The 16,395-nt window shown below is 70.1% G+C and carries 17 protein-coding genes; 8 read left to right on the top strand and 9 right to left on the bottom strand.

The annotated features are described in order from the left end of the window. The first annotated feature begins 56 nt into the window (after positions 1 to 56). On the top strand, positions 57 to 395 hold the full coding sequence (locus tag ABC304_RS10595) for a DUF7882 family protein (protein ID WP_412930571.1): 339 nt from the start codon (positions 57 to 59) through the stop codon (positions 393 to 395). Between the two features lie 66 nt (positions 396 to 461). On the opposite strand, the gene nrdF is transcribed toward ABC304_RS10595, so the two are convergent. The 4 genes from nrdF to nrdH are packed head-to-tail and all read right to left on the bottom strand — an operon-like array spanning position 462 to position 4,302. After that, positions 462 to 1,436, bottom strand: a complete 975-nt coding sequence (nrdF, locus tag ABC304_RS10590) for a class 1b ribonucleoside-diphosphate reductase subunit beta (RefSeq protein ID WP_127095963.1) — start codon at positions 1,434 to 1,436, stop codon at positions 462 to 464. Positions 1,437 to 1,466: 30 nt separating this feature from the next. Then, positions 1,467 to 3,623: a class 1b ribonucleoside-diphosphate reductase subunit alpha gene (nrdE, locus tag ABC304_RS10585; protein ID WP_412930570.1), complete on the bottom strand. Its 2,157-nt coding sequence runs from the start codon at positions 3,621 to 3,623 to the stop codon at positions 1,467 to 1,469. Next, a complete protein-coding gene (gene nrdI / locus ABC304_RS10580) occupies positions 3,605 to 4,063 on the bottom strand; it encodes a class Ib ribonucleoside-diphosphate reductase assembly flavoprotein NrdI (protein WP_412932901.1) in 459 nt (152 codons plus the stop codon). The genes nrdE and nrdI overlap by 19 nt, the downstream gene beginning before the upstream one ends. A gap of 5 nt (positions 4,064 to 4,068) precedes the next feature. Then, on the bottom strand, positions 4,069 to 4,302 hold the full coding sequence (gene nrdH, locus ABC304_RS10575; protein ID WP_127095965.1) for a glutaredoxin-like protein NrdH: 234 nt from the start codon (positions 4,300 to 4,302) through the stop codon (positions 4,069 to 4,071). Between the two features lie 403 nt (positions 4,303 to 4,705). Between nrdH and ABC304_RS10570 the strand changes: the two genes are divergently transcribed. Beyond that, complete coding sequence (locus tag ABC304_RS10570; RefSeq protein WP_412932899.1) at positions 4,706 to 5,911, top strand: MFS transporter; 1,206 nt, start codon at positions 4,706 to 4,708, stop codon at positions 5,909 to 5,911. A gap of 12 nt (positions 5,912 to 5,923) precedes the next feature. Here ABC304_RS10570 and ABC304_RS10565 read toward each other — a convergent pair whose 3' ends face one another. Continuing rightward, the gene (locus tag ABC304_RS10565) at positions 5,924 to 6,328 is read right to left on the bottom strand and encodes a pilus assembly protein CpaE (protein ID WP_412930569.1); all 405 of its coding nucleotides are present in this window, start codon (positions 6,326 to 6,328) and stop codon (positions 5,924 to 5,926) included. 55 nt (positions 6,329 to 6,383) lie between these two features. Between ABC304_RS10565 and ABC304_RS10560 the strand changes: the two genes are divergently transcribed. Further along, the gene (locus ABC304_RS10560; protein WP_412930568.1) at positions 6,384 to 7,136 is read left to right on the top strand and encodes an alpha/beta fold hydrolase; all 753 of its coding nucleotides are present in this window, start codon (positions 6,384 to 6,386) and stop codon (positions 7,134 to 7,136) included. Further along, positions 7,133 to 8,320 (top strand): acyl-CoA dehydrogenase family protein, encoded by a 1,188-nt coding sequence (locus ABC304_RS10555; RefSeq protein WP_412930567.1) that lies wholly within the window; start codon positions 7,133 to 7,135, stop codon positions 8,318 to 8,320. Before ABC304_RS10560 ends, ABC304_RS10555 begins: the two co-directional genes overlap by 4 nt. Before the next feature lie 23 nt (positions 8,321 to 8,343). On the opposite strand, the gene ABC304_RS10550 is transcribed toward ABC304_RS10555, so the two are convergent. Beyond that, on the bottom strand, positions 8,344 to 8,616 hold the full coding sequence (locus ABC304_RS10550) for a metal-sensitive transcriptional regulator (protein WP_412930566.1): 273 nt from the start codon (positions 8,614 to 8,616) through the stop codon (positions 8,344 to 8,346). A gap of 52 nt (positions 8,617 to 8,668) precedes the next feature. Here ABC304_RS10550 and ABC304_RS10545 point away from each other — a divergent pair, with 52 nt between their 5' ends. The 4 genes from ABC304_RS10545 to ABC304_RS10530 all read left to right on the top strand — a co-directional run bounded on the left by ABC304_RS10545 (position 8,669) and on the right by ABC304_RS10530 (position 11,642). Further along, positions 8,669 to 9,961: a DUF445 domain-containing protein gene (locus ABC304_RS10545; RefSeq protein WP_412930565.1), complete on the top strand. Its 1,293-nt coding sequence runs from the start codon at positions 8,669 to 8,671 to the stop codon at positions 9,959 to 9,961. 69 nt (positions 9,962 to 10,030) lie between these two features. Next, positions 10,031 to 10,279: a hypothetical protein gene (locus tag ABC304_RS10540; protein ID WP_412930564.1), complete on the top strand. Its 249-nt coding sequence runs from the start codon at positions 10,031 to 10,033 to the stop codon at positions 10,277 to 10,279. Beyond that, positions 10,276 to 11,175 (top strand): arginase family protein, encoded by a 900-nt coding sequence (locus tag ABC304_RS10535; RefSeq protein ID WP_412930563.1) that lies wholly within the window; start codon positions 10,276 to 10,278, stop codon positions 11,173 to 11,175. Before ABC304_RS10540 ends, ABC304_RS10535 begins: the two co-directional genes overlap by 4 nt. Continuing rightward, positions 11,172 to 11,642, top strand: coding sequence for a SixA phosphatase family protein (locus ABC304_RS10530; RefSeq protein ID WP_412930562.1), 471 nt, complete (start codon positions 11,172 to 11,174; stop codon positions 11,640 to 11,642). Before ABC304_RS10535 ends, ABC304_RS10530 begins: the two co-directional genes overlap by 4 nt. 14 nt (positions 11,643 to 11,656) lie before the next feature. Here ABC304_RS10530 and hutI read toward each other — a convergent pair whose 3' ends face one another. From hutI to hutH, 3 genes are read right to left on the bottom strand one after another with little or no spacing between them, the layout of a single operon-like run. After that, entirely contained in the window at positions 11,657 to 12,940 is a 1,284-nt protein-coding gene (gene hutI, locus ABC304_RS10525; protein ID WP_412930561.1) for an imidazolonepropionase, read from the bottom strand. Continuing rightward, positions 12,937 to 14,628, bottom strand: coding sequence for a urocanate hydratase (hutU, locus tag ABC304_RS10520; protein WP_412930560.1), 1,692 nt, complete (start codon positions 14,626 to 14,628; stop codon positions 12,937 to 12,939). Before hutU ends, hutI begins: the two co-directional genes overlap by 4 nt. Further along, positions 14,625 to 16,370: a histidine ammonia-lyase gene (gene hutH, locus ABC304_RS10515; protein WP_412930559.1), complete on the bottom strand. Its 1,746-nt coding sequence runs from the start codon at positions 16,368 to 16,370 to the stop codon at positions 14,625 to 14,627. Before hutH ends, hutU begins: the two co-directional genes overlap by 4 nt. Positions 16,371 to 16,395: the final 25 nt, after the last annotated feature.

Below are 16,395 nucleotides of genomic sequence, written 5' to 3'. Positions count from 1 at the left end.
CCCCAGTCCCTGGTCGACGTTCACGCTCTCACCGCGACAGAACCCAGGAGATCGCAATGGGATATTTCCAGTACGACGGCTCGACCAAGACGGACATCGAGGACCGCGTCCTCGCCCATCTCCAGATCGTCATGGGCGCCAAGCTCCGGCGTTCGGAGAGCTTCTACTTCACGTGGAAGGAGGACGTCAGTCTGGGCTCCGGCCGGACCACCGTCTGGGTGCACGCCGGCGCCGGCCTCAAGTTCAAGTTCCACGGCAGCCGCCAGCCGTCCATCAACCCGGCATGGCTCACCGCGCTCACCTTGACCGCCAACTCCGCGACCGGGCTGTACATCGTGCCCGAGCCGGCCGACGACCACGTCTCGCCGCACAGGGAGTCCATGCTCGTCGGCTGACGCCGAGGAGCAGAACGGGGCCGCGACTCTCGTCGCGGCCCCGTTCTGCTCATCCGATTCCGGCTCTCAGAAGTCCCAGTCCTCATCTTCGGTCGCCTCGGCCTTGCCGATGACGTACGACGAGCCCGACCCCGAGAAGAAGTCGTGGTTCTCGTCGGCGTTCGGCGAGAGCGCCGACAGGATCGCCGGGTTCACGTTCGTGACCGTCGAGGGGAACATCGCCTCATAGCCGAGGTTCATCAGCGCCTTGTTGGCGTTGTAGTGCAGGAACTTCTTGACGTCCTCGGTCAGGCCGACGGAGTCGTAGAGGTCCTGCGTGTACTGCACCTCGTTGTCGTAGAGCTCGTACAGCAGCGAGAACGCGTAGTCCTTGAGGTCGTCGCGCTTCGCCTGGTCGACGAGCTCCAGCCCGCGCTGGAACTTGTAGCCGATGTAGTAGCCGTGCACGGCCTCGTCGCGGATGATCAGTCGGATGAGGTCGGCCGTGTTGGTGAGCTTGGCGCGGCTCGACCAGTGCATGGGCAGGTAGAAGCCGGAGTAGAACAGGAACGACTCGAGCAGCGTCGACGCGATCTTGCGCTTCAGAGGCTCATCACCCCGGTAGTACTCCATGACGATCGCGGCCTTCTTCTGGAGGTTGGGGTTCTCCACCGACCACCGGAACGCCTCGTCGATCTCCTTCGTCGAGCACAGGGTCGAGAAGATCGACGAGTAGCTCTTGGCGTGCACCGACTCCATGAAGGCGATGTTGGTGTACACCGCCTCCTCGTGCGGGGTGATCGCGTCGGGGATCAGCGAGACGGCGCCGACGGTGGCCTGCACGGTGTCGAGCAGCGTCAGACCGGTGAACACCCGCATGGTGAGCGTCTGCTCCTCCGGGGTGAGCGTGTTCCACGACTGGATGTCGTTGGACAGCGGCACCTTCTCGGGCAGCCAGAAGTTGTTCACCAGACGGTTCCAGACCTCGAGGTCCTTGTCGTCCTGGATGCGGTTCCAGTTGATCGCCTGAACCTGGTTCAGGAGCTGCAGCTTCTCAGCCATTTCCGTCTCTTCTCTCTGCGCGGCGACACGTCACAGCGTGCAGCTGACGCACTCCTGCATGTCGGTGCCCTCGAGCGCCATCTGACGCAGGCGGATGTAGTAGATCGTCTTGATGCCCTTGCGCCAGGCGTAGATCTGCGCCCGGTTGATGTCGCGCGTGGTGGCGGTGTCCTTGAAGAACAGCGTCAGCGACAGGCCCTGGTCGACGTGCTGCGTGGCCGCGGCGTACGTGTCGATGACCTTCTCGTAGCCGATCTCGTACGCGTCCTGGTAGTACTCCAGGTTGTCGTTGGTCATGAAGGCGGCCGGGTAGTAGACGCGACCCAGCTTGCCCTCCTTGCGGATCTCGACCTTCGCCGCGATCGGGTGGATCGACGACGTCGAGTTGTTGATGTACGAGATCGAGCCGGTGGGCGGCACCGCCTGCAGGTTCTGGTTGTAGATGCCGTGCGCCTGGATCGACGCCTTCAGCTCGCGCCAGTCGTCCTGCGTCGGGATGTGGTGTCCGGCGAACATCGCCTCGACCTTGGAGGTGGCGGGCACCCACGGCTGGTCGATGTACTTGTCGAAGAACGTGCCCGACGCGTACGTGGAGTCGGCGAAGCCGTCGAAGGCCTCCCCGCGCTCGATGGCGATCTTGTTCGACGCGGTCAGCGCGTGGAAGAGCACCGAGTAGAAGTAGATGTTCGTGAAGTCGACACCCTCCTCCGAGCCGTAGTAGACGTGCTCGCGGGCGAGGTAGCCGTGCAGGTTCATCTGTCCGAGGCCGATGGCGTGCGAGCGGTCGTTTCCGCTCTCGATCGAGCGCACGGAGGCGATGTGGCTCTGGTCGCTGACGGCGGTGAGAGCGCGGATGCTGGTGTCCACCGTCTTGGCGAGGTCTCCCCCGTCCATCGCCAGGGCGATGTTGAGCGAACCGAGGTTGCAGGAGATGTCCTTGCCGATCTCGGCGTAGGACAGGTCCTCGTTGTACGTCGTGGGGGTGTTCACCTGCAGGATCTCGGAGCACAGGTTGGACATGTTGATCCGGCCCTTGATCGGGTTGGCCGCGTTCACCGTGTCCTCGAACATGATGTACGGGTAGCCCGACTCGAACTGGATCTCGGCCAGCGTCTGGAAGAACTCGCGCGCGTTGATCTTCGTCTTCTTGATGCGCGGGTCATCGACCATCTCGCGGTACTTCTCGGTGACGGAGATGTCGCCGAACGGCACGCCGTAGACCTTCTCGACGTCGTACGGGGAGAACAGGTACATGTCCTCGCCGTTCTTGGCCAGCTCGAACGTGATGTCGGGCACGACGACGCCGAGGGAGAGCGTCTTGATACGGATCTTCTCGTCGGCGTTCTCGCGCTTCGTGTCGAGGAACCGCAGGATGTCGGGGTGGTGGGCGTTGAGGTACACCGCGCCGGCGCCCTGACGCGCACCCAGCTGGTTGGCGTAGCTGAAGCTGTCTTCGAGGAGCTTCATCACGGGGATGATGCCCGAGGACTGGTTCTCGATCTGCTTGATCGGCGCGCCCGCCTCGCGGATGTTCGACAGCAGCAGGGCCACGCCGCCGCCGCGCTTGGAGAGCTGGAGCGAGGAGTTGATGCCGCGCGAGATCGACTCCATGTTGTCTTCGATGCGGAGGAGGAAGCACGACACAAGCTCGCCGCGCTGCGCCTTGCCGGCGTTGAGGAACGTCGGGGTGGCCGGCTGGAACCGGCCGGCGAGGATCTCGTCGACGAGGTTCGTGGCGAGCGTCTCGTCACCGTCCGCGAGGGCGAGGGCGGTCATGACGACGCGGTCCTCGAAGCGCTCGAGGTAGCGCTTCCCGTCGAAGGTCTTGAGCGTGTAGCTCGTGTAGTACTTGAACGCGCCGAGGAAGGTCTCGAACCGGAACTTCTTGCCGTAGGCGAAGTCGTTCAGCTGCTGGATGAACTCGGGCGAGTACTTCGCGAGCACGGTGGGCTCGTAGTACTCCTTCTCGACCAGGTAGTCCAGACGCTCCTGGAGCGAGTGGAAGAACACCGTGTTCTGATTCACGTGCTGCAGGAAGTACTCCCGCGCCGCGCGCTTGTCGGCGTCGAACTGGATCTGACCGTTCGCGTCGTACAGGTTGAGCATCGCGTTCAGGGCGTGGTAGTCCATGCCCTCGAACCTCGCCTCGGTCTTGAATTCGGCGTCCTTCACAGCAGTGTCTGCCATCGTTCCCATCCCTCGCTGACGCGTCGTACGTCATCCGGTGTGCCGAATACCTCGAGCCGGTACAAGTGCGGCACGGAGCACTTGCGGCTGATGATGTCTCCGGCGAGGCCGAAGCTGTCGCCGAAATTGGTGTTGCCCGCGGAGATCACTCCGCGGATGTTGCTGCGGTTGCGCTCGTCGTTGAGGAACCGGATGACCTGCCTGGGCACGGCCCCCTTCTCCTCGCCTCTCCCCTGTCCCCCGCCGTAGGTCGGGGTCACGAGGATGTACGGCTCGTCGACGTGCAGCGGCGGTTCGCCGGACTGCAGCGGGATCCGCACAGAACGGATGCCCAGCTTGTCGACGAAGCGCGCGGTGTTCCCGGAGACGCTGGAGAAGAACACCAGCAGGAGCGGGGCCGCTCCGACGGCGACCGCGCGCTCAGCGCCGGCGGTCGCCATCGGGGTCACGCCAGTCGCGAGGCGAGCTCGTCGATCTTGTCGGGACGGAAGCCCGACCAGTGGTCCTCGTCGGTGATCACGACGGGGGCCTGCAGGTAGCCGAGGGCCTTGACCTGCTCGAGGGCCGCGGGGTCCTGCGAGAGGTCGAGGATCTCGTAGTCGATGCCCTTGGAGTCCAGTGCGCGGTAGGTCGCGTTGCACTGCACGCAGGACGGCTTGGTGTACACCGTGATGGTCATGTCGCTGTGTTCCCCTCAGCTTCGTCTGTGTCTGTGATCGTGGATCCGGCCAACCCCCGGCCGGGAACCCAATACTACATATGGGTGCCGACATTGATAGTCACCACAAGGGGTAGTAGTTACATCCGTGTAGTTTTTGCTCCGCTCTCCACAGGTACAACACATGTTGTCCACCGTTTCATCCACAGGCCGGCGCGTGTCGGCCAACCTGGAAAACCGCTGAATGACGGCCCTCGGAGCCTCTCGGCGGACGACTGTCCACAGGCGTCACGGTAGGACGCCCCTCGGACATCGATCGACCTGTGGAATCAGGCCCCGCGCGCATCGTCGGCGTGTCGCGGAGGCCGAGGTGTCGCGGACGGCGATCGTCACGCCGATGCCTCCCGGCCGCTACCGTGGAGAGGTGGCGGGGTATCGGGAACTTCTTCGCACCCCAGGAGTGGGGCGCATCATCGCCGCACAGCTGACGGCGCGCTTCCCCAACGGGATGACGAGCCTGGCTGTGCTCCTCCACATCGAGCACGTCACCGGCTCGTACGCCGCCGCCGGTCTCGTCCTCGCGGCGGCGTCCGTCGGTCAGGCCGTCTCCGGCCCGGTGACGAGCCGGTGGATGGGCATCTGGGGCATGCGCCGCGTGCTCACGCTGACGCTCCTCGTGTGCGCGTCAGCCATCACCACCCTCGCACTCGTGCAGACCTCGCTGCCGGTCTACATGGCCCTCGGACTGGTGGCAGGCCTGTCGACGCCGCCGGTGCAGTCGGCCGTCCGCACCATCTATCCGAAGATGGTCAACTCCCGGCAGCTCACCCCGCTGTTCTCCCTCGACGCCTCGCTGCAGGAGATCATCTGGATCCTCGCGCCGGTGGTCATCACCTTCGTCGCGACGCAGGTGGGCACGTGGGAGGCGCTCATCCTGATCGTCGTCATCCTGCTCGGCGGCGGCGGCTGGTTCATCCTGTCGCCCGAGGTCGGACGCGTGCGCATCCCGCGGAGCCGGCGGGCGTTCGGCAAGGTGCTGGCAAAGCCTCCCGTGGTGCTCGCCACCGTCATCGGCTTCCTACTCATCGGCGCGTGCTCGGCGGTCGAGGCCGGCGTGGTGGCGACGTTCGGGCACGGTGGGCTGGAGGCCGGCATCGTGCTGGCCGTCTTCTCGATCGGCAGCCTCGCCGGAGGGCTCTCCTCCGGCGCCATTCCCATGGGTCCGTGGGCGATGGCGCGGCGTCTGGGCATCGTCGCGGTCGGGCTGGCCGCCACGATGGTCTCGTTGAACGTCTGGTGGCTCGGCGGCACCCTGTTCTTCGCCGGCATCGGCATCGCCCCGGCGCTGGCCGTCATCTTCGCGATGACCTCCGCCAGCGTGAAATTCAGCGACACCGCCGAGGCCTACGGCTGGGTGGGCACCGGTCAGCTCATCGGGGCGGCGGCCGGCTCGGCGGTCGCCGGGTTCCTCATCGACGGCGTCGGCCCGCAGGGCGCCTACGTCGCCGCGACCGCATTCGCGGTGATCGGTGTCGCGGTCGCCGTAGTGTTCGTCCGCGGCTTCCCCGACCTGCGCCACCGCGATGCCAGCCCCATCCCCGACACGGAGCCGGTCGGCACGATCACCTGAGCGGCCGGTGCGTCAGGAGATGCGGCGCAGCAGCTCGAGGACCGCGAGGGCATAGGCGTCGGCGGGCTCGGGGTGCTCGAACACCTGCGCCTCGCCGCCGACGGCGATCTCCACCTCGTGCGTGTCGTCGAGTCGTCGCAGCGCGCGGAAGGCTCCGCGCAGCAGCTCGCGCAGCTGCGCCTCGTGCGGCAGCCACAGGGCGTCCTCCAGCGCGACGGAGTCCAGTGCCCACTCGGTGGTGCCGTTGAAGGCCAGGATGCGCCCCGTCGAGTACTCGCGCGGTTCGATCGTCATCTCGCTCACCGTGAAGACGTCGGCGTCGAATTCGGGCTCGTTCAGCTGGAAGCGGTCACCCGACGCGGGGTGCCAGACCAGTCCGGCGGCGCGGAGCGCGAGGGCCATGTCGCTGGAGATCATGACGTCCATCATCGACCAGGATGCCGGGGCCCGGGGCCGCTCGTAGGCTGGACGCATGCTCGTGCCCATCACCCTCCCCCGCGTGTCGTGGGGCGATCCGTCCGCCGCGCGCTGCGCGCTCCTCGTCCACGGCCTGGGATCGAACGGCGCGCTCATGTGGCGCTTCGGCATCGCGCTGGCGGAGGACGGCTGGTTCGCCGAGGCCGTCGACCTGCGCGGCCACGGCACGGCGCCGCGCGCGCTCGACTACTCGATCCCGGCGTACGCGGCCGATCTGCTGCACACGCGCCCCGCGGACGGCGCCTGGGATCTGGTGGTCGGCCACTCCCTCGGCGGCGCCGCGGCGACCTCGGCTGCTGCGGACTATCCCGGCTGGACCCACCGCCTCGTGCTCATCGACCCGGCCATCCACCTCGCAGCGACCGACCGCTCGACGGTGCGCGCCAGCCAGGAGCGGTCGTTCGCCGATCCGACCGAGGCGGCCGTCCGCGCGGAGCACCCCCACTGGCACGAGCAGGACATCGAGCTCAAGGTCGTCTCCGCCCGCCAGGCCGGCCGGTGGGCCGTCGAGCAGACGAGCGATCAGAACCCGGACTGGGATGTGCGCGAGGCCGCCGCCCGCCTCGCGGTGCCGACGCACGTCATCGCCGCCGACCCCGCCGTCTTCTCCATCTTCGGCGGTGCGCTGCGCGCGGAGGTCGAGACGAACCCTCTTGTCACGGTCTCCGTCGTGGAGGGCGCAGGTCACTCGCCCCACCGCGACCGGCCGGACGAGACCGTCCGCCAGCTGAGAGAGGCCCTGTCATGAGCGCACCGGTGGCCGCGGCATCCGTCCGCTCCTTCGACCCAGCGGCCTGGCTGCCCGACGACCTCCTCGAACGATTCCGCGCGCGGGCGGTGGAGCACGACCGAACGAACACGTTCCCGGAGACCGATCTCGGGGAGCTGCGCGACCTCGGCTACCTCGCGATCCTCGTGCCCGAGCACCTCGGGGGCGCCGGACTCACGCTCGCCGAGGCCTCGATCCTCCAGCAGCGCCTCGCCGGCGCCGCGCCGGCGACCGCCCTCGCGATCAACATGCACCTCGTCTGGACCGGGGTCGCCGGGGTGCTGGCGGACCGGGGCATCGACGACCTCGCGTTCGTGCAGCGCGGTGCCGCCGCGGGCGAGGTCTTCGCGTTCGGCATCAGCGAAGCCGGCAACGACCTCGTGCTCTTCGGCAGCGACACGGATGCCACACCCACCGGCGACGGCGGATACGCGTTCACCGGCACGAAGATCTTCACCTCGCTCGCTCCGGTATGGGCGCACCTGGGGGTGCACGGCCTCGACACGACGTCGCCCGATGCCCCGATGATGGTCTTCGCCCTCCTGCCGCGCAGCGAGGCGATCGTCACCCGCGACGACTGGGACACAGTCGGCATGCGAGGCACGCAGAGCCGCACGACGGAGCTGCACGGCGCGGTCGCATCCGCCGAGCGCGTCGTGCGCCGCATCCCGCCCGGCCCCAGCCCCGACCCGCTGATCTTCGGGATCTTCAGCGTCTTCGAGATCCTGATCGCCTCGGTCTATACAGGCATCGCACGGCGGGCCTTGGACGTGGCGGTGGAGACGGCGCATCGGAAGCGCTCGAAGAAGTCCGGCGCCGCGTACAGCCAGGACCCCGACATCCGCCGGCGGGTGGCCGGGATGGCGATGGCGTACGACGCCCTGCCCCCGCAGCTGCAGTCGCTGGCGCGCGACGTCGACGAGCAGGTCGACCACGGCGCGCGCTGGTTCTCGCTGCTCGCGGGCGTCAAGCACCGCGCGGTCGTAATGGCCAAGTCCGTCGTCGACGACGCCCTGCTCGTGGCCGGCGGCTCGTCGTACACGTCGGGCTCCGAGCTCGGGCGCCTCTACCGCGACGTCATGGCCGGCATGTTCCACCCCTCCGACCCGGAGTCGGCGCACTCGGCGCTCGCGAGCGCCTGGCTGGGGCCGGTCGAGTCCTGACCCGCGCGCGTGCGGAGCACGCTTCAGCGGCGGTCGAAGTCGAAGGCCTTCAGCAGCTCGCCGACGGCGCGCTCTCGGGCGTCTCCGCCGTCCTCGAACATCTCGCTCACGTGCGTGCGCAGGTGGTTCTCCAGCAGCAGCCGGTTGAGCGATTCCAGCGCCTTCTCGATCGCCCGCGACTGGGCGATGATGTCCATGCAGTAGTCCTCGTTCTCGATCATCTTCGCGAGGCCCCGCAGCTGCCCCTCCAGGATGCTCGTGCGATGCAGCGCGCGCTTCTTGATGTCGTCGATCACGCGGCAAGGCTACCCCGGCCGTCTCGCAGACCAGGCGTGCGAGGATGGCCCGATGGCGCGCACCCCCACGGCCCTGCTCAGCCCCGCAGACCAGGAGCGCCGTCGCGGTCTGCGCGTGATGAAGGGCGTCGCGCTCGGCGCCCTCCTCTTCATGGCGGTGCTGTTCGTCATCGCCTTCGTGTTCCAGGAGCGCGTCGAGTGGCTCGCCTACGTGCGCGCCGCCGCGGAGGGCGGCATGGTGGGTGCACTGGCCGACTGGTTCGCCGTCACGGCGCTGTTCCGGCATCCGCTCGGGATCCCCATCCCCCACACCGCGATCATCCCGCGCCGCAAGGACGAGATCGGCCAGAACCTCGGGGAGTTCGTGGAGACGGAGTTCCTGCGCGGGGACGTCGTGCGCACCAAGCTCGAGACGACCGCCGTCGCGGCACGGCTCGGCGAGTGGCTGAGCGACCCCACCCCGACCCCCGGCAAGGGGACGCACGCCGAGCGCGTCTCCGCCGAGGCGGCGGACATGGCGCAGGGCATCCTGCGCGCCCTGAGCGACGACGACGTGCAGAGCGTCATCGAGGACCTCGCGCGCGAGCACCTCATCGTTCCCGAGTGGGGCCCGCCGCTGGGCGTCTGGCTCGAGCGGATCGTCGCGTCGGGGGCGCACCACCAGGCCGTCGACCTCGCCGCCGAGAACATCGGCAGCTGGCTGGCAGCGAACCGCGATGCGTTCGGCGGGCTCGTGTCCCGCCGTCTACCCGGCTGGGTGCCGAAGCTCGCGCACCGGCTGGTCGATGACACGGTCTACAACGAGGCGATCAAGTTCGTCGCCGCCGTGCAGGCCGACCCGGAGCATCCGGCACGCAAGGCCGTCGACGGCTACCTCGAGCGCCTCGCCGACGGCCTTCAGCACGACCCCACCACCATCGGACGCCTCGAAGACGCGAAGTCCTCGGTGTTCGACAGCCCGCGGGTGCGCGAGCTCGCCGCGCAGGCGTGGGAGACCGCCAAGACCGGACTGCTGTCCTCGCTCGCCGATCCCGCCAGCGGCCTGCGTGTGCGGGCGGCGGCGGCGCTCGCGGAGATCGGCACGAGATTGACCACGGATGCCGCGCTGCAGCGCCGCGTGGACGGTTGGGTCACCGACGCCGCCGTCTTCCTGGTGGACAGGTACCGCCACGACATCGCCTCGATCATCACCGACACCGTCGAGCGCTGGGACGCCGCCGAGACGACGGAGAAGATCGAGCTCATGGTGGGGCGCGACCTGCAGTACATCCGCCTCAACGGTACGATCGTGGGCGCCCTCGCGGGTCTCGCGATCTACACGATCGCCCATCTTCTGCTGACCTGACCGGTCATCGGCCGCGACGGGCGCGGCGACCGACGCGCGGGTGCGACGGCGCATCGACGGAGGAGAGAAATGACGCGCGAGCGATCCCTGACCATCCGCATGATCGTGCAGTTCGCCCTGGCGGCGCTCTTCCTCGTCGTCGCGGTGGCGACCCTGATCGAACCGGAATGGATCGAGGTCGTCTTCGGCGTCGATCCTGATCGCGGCAGCGGTGCCCTCGAATGGACCATCGTCCTCGCGCTGGGCCTGCTCGCCGTCGTCGCCGCCGGGCTCGGAGCGCGCACCGTCGTCCAGCGTCGCCGCATCGGGCACGCGTGAGCGACGCCCCCCTCTCCGTCGACCCGCTCTGGCCGCGCGCCGGCGACTGGCCGGCGGCGGAGGGCGACGGTCTCGACGCCGTCCTGGTGGGCGTGCCGGCGTTCCGCACCTCGCTGTCGCCGACAGGGGCCCACGCGACGCCGTCGGCCGTACGGGCGGCGCTGCGGCGCTTCAGCCCCGTGCTCATGGGTCCGCCTCCGCTCGACCTCGGCGAGGTGCTCCGCATCGCCGACGCGGGCGACGTCGATGAGCCGGACGGCCCCGCCGGTGAGGCGCTCGTGCGCGGGTGCGTGGCCGAGCTGCGCACTGCGGCGCGCATGGTCGTCGCGCTCGGCGGCGACAACTCCGCGACGGTCGCGGTCGCCCAGGGGGCAGCGGCCACCGGGCTCATCACGCTCGACGCGCACCTCGACCTGCGGGACGGCACCTCCAACGGATCCCCTGTGCGCCGGCTCGTGGAAGGCGGCCTCGAGCCGCACCGCATCGTGCAGATCGGCATCGCGGACTTCGCCAACTCGGCCGCCTACCTGCGGCGCGCGCTCGACCTCGGCATCACCGTCATCACGCTCGACGAGTTGCGCCGGCGGGGCGTCGACGACGTCATGGCGCAGGCGCAGGAGGTGGCGGGGGCCGGCGCCGAGGCCGCGATCCACCTGGACGTCGACGTCGACGTCTGCGATCGCTCCGTCGCCCCCGCCTGCCCCGCGAGCGTCCCGGGCGGGTTGGGCGCCGACGAGCTGCGGGCGCTCGTACGCGCCGCGGCTTCCGATCCCCGGCTCGTCAGCGCCGACATCGTCGAGGTCGACGCGACCGCCGACACCGCCGACGGGCGCACCGTCCGCCTGGCCGCACTGTGCGTGCTCGAGCTGCTCGCTGGACTGGCGGTGCGCGCGTGATCCGGCTGGTGCTGGTGCGGCACGCCAAGTCCGACTGGGGCGACGCGTCGCTCGATGACCACGACCGGCCGCTGAATGAGCGCGGGCTCCGCGATGCGCCTGAGATGGCCGCGAGGCTGGCCGCGACCGGTTTCCGGCCCGACGTGATCCGCTCGAGCACGGCGCTGCGCGCCCGCACGACCGCCGCGATCTTCGGCGAGGCGCTCGGCGTGGAGCCGGAGCTCGTCGAGCGCCTCTACGGAGCGCCCGCGTCGACGCTGATCTCCGAGGCCGCCGCCGCGGGCGGCCGCGCGGTCATGGTCGTCGCGCACGATCCCGGCATGACCGTGCTGGCGGAGCGCCTGTCCGACGGCGGCATCGGCCACGTGCCGACCTGCGCCGTCGCGACCTTCACGTGGGACGAGGACGACTGGGACGTCGCGACGGCGGTGCCGCCGGCATCCTGGACCTTCGACTCGCCCCGCTGAGGCTCGACGGGCGGTTAGAGCCAGGCGCCGTCCTTCATGACGCGCGAGACGAGCGGCACGCCCGGCCGGTAGGCGAGGTGGGTGCGGCTCGGCGCATCGAGGACGACGAGGTCGGCGCGCATGCCGGGTTCGATGGCCCCGACGTCGGCGCGTCGCAGGGCGGCAGCTCCTCCGGCGGTCGCCGCCCGCACGGCGTCGTCGATGGTCATCCCCATCTCGCGGACGGCGAGCGCGATCATCAGCGGCATCGAACTGGTGAAGCTCGACCCCGGGTTGCAGTCGCTCGCCAGCGCCACGGTCGCACCGGCGTCGAGCAGTCGCCGCGCGTCGGGATACGGCTGCCGCGTCGAGAACTCCACCCCGGGGAGCAGGGTCGCGACGGTGTCGGAGGCCGCCAGCGCCGCGACGTCCTCGTCGGAGAGGTGCGTGCAGTGATCGACGGATGCTGCGCCCACCGCCACCGCGAGACGGACGCCCTCGCCCGGACCGAGCTGATTGCCGTGCACCCGCGGCAGAAGACCGCGCGCGATGCCCGCCTCCAGCACCCGGCGGCTCTCCTCGGCGGTGAACGCACCCTGTTCGCAGAACACGTCGATCCACCGCGCGTGCGGCGCGCACGCGTCGAGCATCTCTCCGCAGACGAGGTCGAGGTACGAGTCACGTCGCTCCTCGAATTCGCCCGGCACGACGTGGGCGCCGAGGAAGGTCACCTCGTCGGTGACCTCGGCCGCGAGTCGTGCCGAACGCTCTTCGTCGGCGACGGTGAGGCCGTAGCCGGTCTTGACCTCGAACGTCGTTGTGCCCTGGTGATGCAACTCGGCCACGAAGGCGGCGAGCCGTGCGCGGAGCTGCTCATCCGTCGCCGCGCGCGTGGCCGCGACGGTCCGTCTTATGCCACCCGCGGCATACGGCGTGCCCGCCATGCGGGCGGCGAACTCGTCCGCACGGTCGCCGCCGAAGACGAGGTGGGTGTGACTGTCGACGAATCCCGGGAGCACGGCCCGGCCCGCGACATCCACGATCTCGACGTCCAGTGCCCCCGCCCGCGCGACCGCCCTCGCCCGCGAAACTGCATCCGACCGGCGAGACCGAGGGGAATGCCCTACGTCTCGCCGCCCCGGTACAGTCTCGCGGTCAACGGCCGAGGCGTCGGCGGCGTCCGCGGCGGCTCCGACCCACACGACGCGCCCGTCTTCGACGAGCACCGCTGCGTCGCGGATGGTGCCGCAAGCGTCGCCGTCGCGCGCGACGTTCGTCGTCAGCTCGCCGATACCGGTCAGGAGCAGACCGGCGCTCACAGCATCGGCACGTTCAGGCCGCGCTCGCGGGCGACCTCTCTGGCCCGCTCGTAGCCGGCGTCGACGTGGCGCATCACGCCCGTGCCGGGGTCGTTGACGAGCACCCGTGCGAGCTTCTCGGCGGCGAGGTCCGACCCGTCGGCGACCGTGACCTGACCGGCGTGGATGCTGCGTCCGATGCCGACGCCCCCGCCGTGGTGGATCGACACCCATGACGCGCCGCTGGAGGTGTTGAGCAGCGCGTTGAGCAGCGGCCAGTCCGCGATCGCGTCTGAGCCGTCGGCCATCGCCTCGGTCTCGCGGTAGGGCGAGGCGACCGATCCCGCGTCGAGGTGGTCGCGTCCGATGACGATCGGCGCGGAGAGCTCACCCGAGGCCACCATCTCGTTGAACTTCAGGCCCGCGAGGTGCCGCTCCTTATAGCCGAGCCAGCAGATGCGGGCGGGGAGCCCTTCGAACGAGACCTTCTCCCCCGCCTGCTCGATCCAGCGACGGAGCCCGGCGTCGTCGGGGAACAGCTCCGTCACGGCCCGGTCCGTGCGGCGGATGTCCTCCGGGTCGCCCGAGAGCGCGACCCAGCGGAAGGGCCCGCGACCCTCGGCGAACTGCGGGCGGATGTAGGCCGGCACGAAGCCGGGGAACGCGAACGCCCGGTCGTACCCGCCCAGCTGCGCCTCGGCGCGGAGCGAGTTGCCGTAGTCGAAGACCTCGGCTCCGGCATCCTGGAATCCGACCATCGCCGCGACGTGCGCGGCCATGCTCTCGCGCGAGCGCCGCGTGAAGTCCTCGGCATCGCGATCGGCTTCCGCGCGCCACTCGTCGACGCGCACGCCGACCGGCAGGTACGCCAGCGGATCGTGCGCGCTCGTCTGGTCAGTGACGATGTCGATCGGGATGCCGCGGGCCAGGAGCTCCGGGAAGACCTCGGCCGCGTTGCCGACGAGGCCGACGGAGAGCGGGGCGCCCGACTCCTTGGCCGCGAGCACGCGCCGCACGGCCTCGTCGAGGTCGGTCGTGAACTCGTCGAGATACCGGCGCTCGACGCGGCGCGCGAGCCGGCTCTCGTCCACGTCGACGATGAGCACCGCCCCGCCGTTCATCGTGACGGCCAGCGGCTGCGCGCCGCCCATGCCGCCGCAGCCCGCGGTGAGGGTGAGGGTTCCGGCGAGGCTCGCGGTCGCAGCATCCCGCCCTGCCTTCTGCGCGAGCGACCGTGCGACCGCGGCGAAGGTCTCGTAGGTGCCTTGCAGGATGCCCTGCGTGCCGATGTAGATCCAGGAGCCCGCGGTCATCTGCCCGTACATGGTGAGGCCGAGGTGCTCGAGGCGGCGGAACTCCGGCCAGGTCGCCCAGTCGCCGACGAGGTTCGAATTGGCGATGAGCACGCGGGGAGCCCACTCGTGCGTGCGGAACACGCCGACCGGCTTGCCGGACTGCACGAGCAGCGTCTCGTCGGGCTCGAGCTCGTCGAGAGTGCGCACGATCGCGTCGTACGCCGCCCACGTGCGCGCCGCCTTGCCCGTGCCGCCGTAGACGACGAGGTCTTCCGGATGCTCCGCGACCTCCGGGTCGAGGTTGTTCATCAGCATCCGCTTGGCCGCCTCCGCGCCCCAGCTCTTCGCCGTGCGCTCAGCCCCGCGCGCCGCGCGCACCGTGCGCGGTCCCGCCTCCGTCGCCGTTCCGCTCATCGGTCCACTCCTTCGCTCTTGTCGTCCGTGCTCGTGTCGTGCGTGCTCGCGCCGCTGTCGCGCGGCTGCTGCACCGATCCGGAGGAGATGGGCGGATGCGGAGGACGGATGCCGCGGCTCGGTCCTCCTGTTCCGCCCATCTCCTCCTGATCCGCTCGCCCCGCGCCGGCCGCGCCCCGCGGCTCGCTCAGCACCGCGGCGACAGCGCCCGCCGCGACGAGCTCGACCACCCCCTCGATCTCCGGCGAGAGGAAGCGATCGGCACCGGGACCGCCCGCGGCCGTGCGCACGACGGCGCGGGCCTCGGCGGTGAGCGCGGCGGGCGCCAGGGGCGCGCGCAGATCCAGCGCCCGGGCGGCCGTGATCAGCTCGATCGCCAGCACCCGCGTGAGCCCGTCGACGGCGCGGCGCAGCTTGCGCGCGGCGGCCCAGCCCATCGAGACGTGGTCCTCCTGCATCGCCGAGGACGGGATCGAGTCGACCGATGCGGGCACAGCGAGGCGCTTGAGCTCCGAGACGATGCCGGCCGCGGAGTACTGGGCGATCATGAGTCCCGAGTCGACGCCGACCTCGTCGGCGAGGAACGGCGGCAGCCCGTTGCTGCGGGCGGCGTCCAGCGCGCGGTCGGTGCGGCGCTCCGAGATCGAGGCGACATCGGCGATGGAGATGGCGAGGAAGTCGAGCACGGCGGCGATCGGCGCCCCGTGGAAGTTGCCGTTGGACTCGACGCGCCCGTCGAGGGTGATGACCGGGTTGTCGACGGTGGCGGCGAGCTCGCGCGTCGCGATGAGACGGGCGTGCTCGAGCGTGTCGCGCGCGGCGCCGTGCACCTGCGGCGAGCACCGCAGCGAGTAGGCGTCCTGCACCCGCGTGCACACCGCAGGGTCGCGATGGCTCGCCATCAGCGGCGATCCGGCCAGCATGCGGCGCAGGTTCGCGGCCGATGCGGACTGGCCGAGCTGCGGCCGCAGCGCCATGAGGTCGGCCGCGAACACGGCGTCGGTGCCGAGCTGGCTCTCCACCGACATGGCGGCGGCCACGTCGGCCGTGTCGAGCAGCATCGACAGGTCGTCGATGACGAGGAGCAGCATCCCGAGCATGCCGTCGGTGCCGTTGATGAGCGCGAGCCCTTCCTTTTCGCGGAGCACGAGGAGCGGAAGGGATGCTGCGGCCAGCGCCTGCGCGGCCGGCACGGGGTCGGCGCCGCCGACGCGGACGTCGCCCTCCCCCATCGCGGCGAGTGCGACGTGGGACAGCGGCGCGAGGTCGCCGGAGCATCCGAGCGAGCCGTACTCGCGCACGATGGGCGTGATGCCCGCATCGAGCAAGCCGGCGTAGGTCTCCACGACCTCCCGGCGCACGCCGGTGCGACCCGAGGCGAGCGTCTGGAGGCGCAGCAGCATCAGCGCCCGGACGACCTCGCCCTCGACCTCCGTGCCCGTGCCGGCCGCGTGCGAGCGGATGAGGCTCGCCTGCAGCTGCCGGCGGCGCTCGGGGGCGATGAAGGTGGTGGCCAGCGCGCCGAAGCCCGTCGAGATGCCGTAGTGCGGCCGCGGGTCGTCGGCGAGCAGCTCCACGAGCGCCCGCGTCTGCTCGACGCGTTCGAGGGCTTCCGGAGCGAGCGCCACGCGGGCGCCGTGGCGGGCGACGGCGACGACCTCGTCGGCTGTCAGCGGAACCGCTCCGACGGTGACGGTGCGGGAGTCGGACGCCGCGATCTCGGCCACGCTCGCTGTGCTCATGTGCCGATTCCACACGCTGCGCCTC

It is taken from the genome of Microbacterium jepli, assembly GCF_047237905.1.
Lineage (GTDB): Bacteria > Actinomycetota > Actinomycetes > Actinomycetales > Microbacteriaceae > Microbacterium.
Note: the sequence above shows the minus strand (reverse complement) of the source record. Positions and strands in the feature narration are given on the sequence as shown.

What these genes read in the sequence shown, in the direction of transcription:
- ABC304_RS10565 (WP_412930569.1), bottom strand. Translation starts at nt 6,328, where the DNA reads ATGATCTCCAGCGACATGGCCCTCGCGCTCCGCGCCGCCGGACTGGTC.
- hutH (WP_412930559.1), bottom strand. Translation starts at nt 16,370, where the DNA reads ATGAGCACAGCGAGCGTGGCCGAGATCGCGGCGTCCGACTCCCGCACC.
- ABC304_RS10555 (WP_412930567.1), top strand. Translation starts at nt 7,133, where the DNA reads ATGAGCGCACCGGTGGCCGCGGCATCCGTCCGCTCCTTCGACCCAGCG.
- ABC304_RS10595 (WP_412930571.1), top strand. Translation starts at nt 57, where the DNA reads ATGGGATATTTCCAGTACGACGGCTCGACCAAGACGGACATCGAGGAC.
- ABC304_RS10545 (WP_412930565.1), top strand. Translation starts at nt 8,669, where the DNA reads ATGGCGCGCACCCCCACGGCCCTGCTCAGCCCCGCAGACCAGGAGCGC.
- nrdH (WP_127095965.1), bottom strand. Translation starts at nt 4,302, where the DNA reads ATGACCATCACGGTGTACACCAAGCCGTCCTGCGTGCAGTGCAACGCG.
- ABC304_RS10560 (WP_412930568.1), top strand. Translation starts at nt 6,384, where the DNA reads ATGCTCGTGCCCATCACCCTCCCCCGCGTGTCGTGGGGCGATCCGTCC.
- nrdI (WP_412932901.1), bottom strand. Translation starts at nt 4,063, where the DNA reads ATGGCGACCGCCGGCGCTGAGCGCGCGGTCGCCGTCGGAGCGGCCCCG.
- hutU (WP_412930560.1), bottom strand. Translation starts at nt 14,628, where the DNA reads ATGAGCGGAACGGCGACGGAGGCGGGACCGCGCACGGTGCGCGCGGCG.
- ABC304_RS10540 (WP_412930564.1), top strand. Translation starts at nt 10,031, where the DNA reads ATGACGCGCGAGCGATCCCTGACCATCCGCATGATCGTGCAGTTCGCC.
- nrdF (WP_127095963.1), bottom strand. Translation starts at nt 1,436, where the DNA reads ATGGCTGAGAAGCTGCAGCTCCTGAACCAGGTTCAGGCGATCAACTGG.
- nrdE (WP_412930570.1), bottom strand. Translation starts at nt 3,623, where the DNA reads ATGGCAGACACTGCTGTGAAGGACGCCGAATTCAAGACCGAGGCGAGG.